This window comes from Streptosporangium sp. NPDC006013, assembly GCF_040614275.1.
Taxonomy (GTDB): Bacteria; Actinomycetota; Actinomycetes; order Streptosporangiales; family Streptosporangiaceae; genus Streptosporangium.
Genome location: NZ_JBEXUE010000509.1, coordinates 1 through 3387, shown reverse-complemented (window position 1 = coordinate 3387; position 3387 = coordinate 1). Strand labels below are relative to the sequence as shown.

The following is a 3387-nucleotide window of genomic DNA, read 5'->3' as shown; positions in this document are numbered from 1 at the left end:
TTGGTCTGATGTGGAACGCTTCTTGCGTCCCATGCGTCAGTAAAGGGAATGCCAGAAACATACAGCGCCGATCTTGAACACCGGAAGCCGCTTTGGGGATCAAAGAGTTCCTTGATCGCGTCGATGCTGTTTTGTGATGTTTAGAGACCCTTGAAGCTGTTGTCGGGGTTGGGGGTTGAGCGCCATGTTTACGCAGATAAACATGGGGTTGTTGCGAAAGTGGCCGATGTGGCGTGAGTGGGCCGGCACGCTTGGTTACCGGCTGAATGTGACTCAGATCACATCAAGTTGATGGCACCGATTCCGGGAGAGACACGTCTAAAGGGCCGGCGATCCGGGATACGGGGGTCCGGTGGGCCGAGCGGCACGCGGGGCGGATGCCGGGAACGTGCGAGAGCCTCTCTCCGAGGCTTGATCCTTTTGCTGCCGGGCTCCTGGCGCCGGGGTGGGGGAAAGATCCCCTGCGGGAGGCTCGATCCCTTCTGGCGGCTCACGTGGCGTCGCGCGGGTGAGGCGGCCCACGGTTCACGGGCTACGCCAGGCGATCGCGGGATGTGTTGGGCGCTCGTGGGATCTCCGGCATCCGGCGTCGCCGAGCTCCTTGCCGAAACGGACAGCCGGGCCGAGGGGCGGATCCTCATCGGCCGGTTGCCGAGCTCCCCGATCCGCGGCGGCGGCACAACGTCGAAGGGCCCGGCATGTGCCGGGCCCTTCGGTATCTATGTGAAGCCGGTGGTCGCTTCCACGACCCCGGTGGGAATGGCCGAAGGGGCCCGGCTGGTGCCGGACCCCTTCGGGTGAAGCTGGTGGAACAGGTGAGCCTTGAGGTTTGGACGCTCAGGCTCGGGTGATCTCAAGCAGCTACTACTACTTGTAGATCGAGCCGGACCACACGTTGGCGGCCTTGCTGTAGACCGTCTGGGTCTCACCGTCGAAGTACGGCGAGGTGATCAGGTCGTAGCGGCCGTTGTTGTCCTGGTCACCGAAGAGGCTGGTGACACCGTTGACGTAGCCGAGACGCTTGGCGTTGCTGTACTTGGCGAGCCAGGGGCCACCGTCGGCGCCGGGGGTGAAGGAGCTCTTCAGGCCGATGTGCTCCTCGACCTTGTGAGCGGCCGACACGTAGGTCTTGCCGGAGGTCTTGCCGTAGGTCCACTTCGGCGTAACGCCGGTGTAGGCCTTGTTGCCGTCGGGGTGCGCGTCGGCCGGGTAGCCGAACACGAACACCGTCTGCTGCGGCTTCTGGTTCCAGGTGAAGCCCTGGCCACCGACGTTGTCGCCCAGGCGGCCGACGTCCTTGATGAAGCCGTCGACGATGAAGTAGGTCTCGACCCAGTACTTGGTCTGAGCGGTCGACTTGACCCACTTCTTCACGAAGAACTGCTGCTTGGTCCAGCCAGTGACCTGGCCTTCCTTCTTGACCTCAAGCAGCTCGCCGAGGAACTTGCCCTCGGCCTTGTCAGCCTGGAGCTGCTTGTACTCCTCGAGGCTGATGTCGATGACCTTGCTCAGGCCAAGGAACTTCGAGTTGTTCTCGTAGCTGTCGGGCGCGGCGTCGTACACGGACTTGACGACTTCGGCGCCGACGAGCTTGACGCCGTCCTTGCCATCGCCGGTCAGGTACGGCTTCACGGTCTCGAGCGAGTTGACCTCGGCCGGCTTGGCAACCGTCTCGACCTTGGGGTCGACAGCCTTGGACTTGAACGGGCCGTCCTGGCCGTACTTCTGCGAGCCGGCGGTGTACTCGTCAGCGGTGATGGTCTTCTCGTCGATGAACTTGGCACCCGTGTGAGCGGCGTACTCCTTGCCGGTCACCTGGGTGGCCTTGCCGCCACCGATCTGCACACCGTTGTAGACGGTCACGAACGCGTAGTCGCGGTCGCGGTCGTTGTAGACGGAGTAGTCGTAGTGGGTGAAGGCGGTCTTACCGACGTAGATGCCGTACGGGGTCTTGCCCTGGTAGTAGCCGGGGACGAAGACCCAGTTGTCCATGACGCTGGCGTTCTTGCTGTCGTCGTAGACGCAGTGACCGGCGGTCGCGACCAGGTTGCGGTACTTGCCCTGGATCGAGGTGGCCGAGCACCACTTCAGGTTGTTCTCGGAGTCGACGAAGAACACCTTGCCGATGGTCTTGGGCAGGTTGATGTTCTTGACCTTGGCGGCGGTCTTCTTCTCTTCGCCGATCGGGGCAACAACACCGGGCTTGCCGTCGGGGGTGTAGCCGCCGCTGGCGTTCAGCTTCGCCGTGGCCTTGGTCTCCCAGGTGTAGGGAGTCGCCTTGGCCAGGTTGTTGGTGTGCTCGTTGGCGCCGATCCAGAACTTCGCGACCGCGAGCGCCGAGGGGGCGTCCTTGGCCATGGTGTCGTAGGCCCAGTCCGGAGCAGCGTTGGCGGTGCCGGCCAGACCAGCGGCCAGCAGACCGGTGGCCAGAATGGCGCCACCGGCGGGGAGGAGGATGCGCTTCAAGGGAACTCCTTGGTCTGATGTGGAACGCTTCTTGCGTCCCATGCGTCAGTAAAGGGAATGCCAGAAACATACAGCGCCGATCTTGAACACCGGAAGCCGCTTTGCGAGGGAAGAGGCGGGTCTGGAGTGTCGAGACCATTTCGTGATGTTTAAGTGGCTCTGCTGTCGACGCTGTAACCAAAACTTGCTCAAGGTGTTTGCGCAGCTAGACATGATGTTGGGATGAAAGTGGCGGATGTGGCGTGAGTGTCCGCTTACCGTGAGCAACCATGCCTATGTGATGTAGATCACATCAAGTTGATGGCACCGATTCCGTCGCGGGCACGTCTAACGCCCCCCTCAAGGTCCGATCCGGCTTTCGCGCCACCTCGCGGCCCGGCTTCCAGTCCCCTGAACCGGGCCCTTCCCGCCCCGGAAACGGGTGCGGGACCCGGCGCGTAGCGCCGGGTCCCGCTGGTGGTTCAGGAACTTCGAAGGTGTGCGAGCTACTTGTAGAGCTCGCCGTTCGGGCCGACGATCCTGCCGGACCACACGTTGGCGGCCTTGCGGTAGATCTCGGCGGTCTCACCGTCGAAGTACGGCGAGGTGATCAGGTCGTAGCGGTCGTTCTGGTCCTGGTCGCCGAAGAGGCTGGTGACACCGTTGACGTAGCCGAGCCGCCTGGCGCTGCTGTACTGCGTCAGCCACGGGCCGCCGTCGGCGCCGGGGGTGAAGGCGCCCTTGAGGCCGACGTGCTCCTCGACCTTCTCCGCCGCGGAGACGTACTCCTTGCCCGACGTCTTGCCGTACAGGTACTTGGGGGTCACGCCGCTGTAGGGCCTGTCGCCGTCGGGGTGCGGGGCGGCGGGGTAGCCGAAGACGTAGACGGGCTTTCCGGTCTTCTGGTTCCAGGTGAAGCCCTGGCCACCGACGTTGTCACCC

Annotated in this window: 1 protein-coding gene and 1 pseudogene; both read right to left on the bottom strand. The window is 63.5% G+C overall.

What is annotated here, in order from left to right:
- Window positions 1-867: 867 nt before the first annotated feature.
- A complete protein-coding gene (locus ABZ260_RS43300) occupies window positions 868-2466 on the bottom strand; it encodes a hypothetical protein (RefSeq protein ID WP_355629563.1) in 1599 nt (532 codons plus the stop codon).
- Window positions 2467-2951: 485 nt separating this feature from the next.
- Window positions 2952-3387: pseudogene (locus ABZ260_RS43295) on the bottom strand (hypothetical protein); the annotation flags it as partial.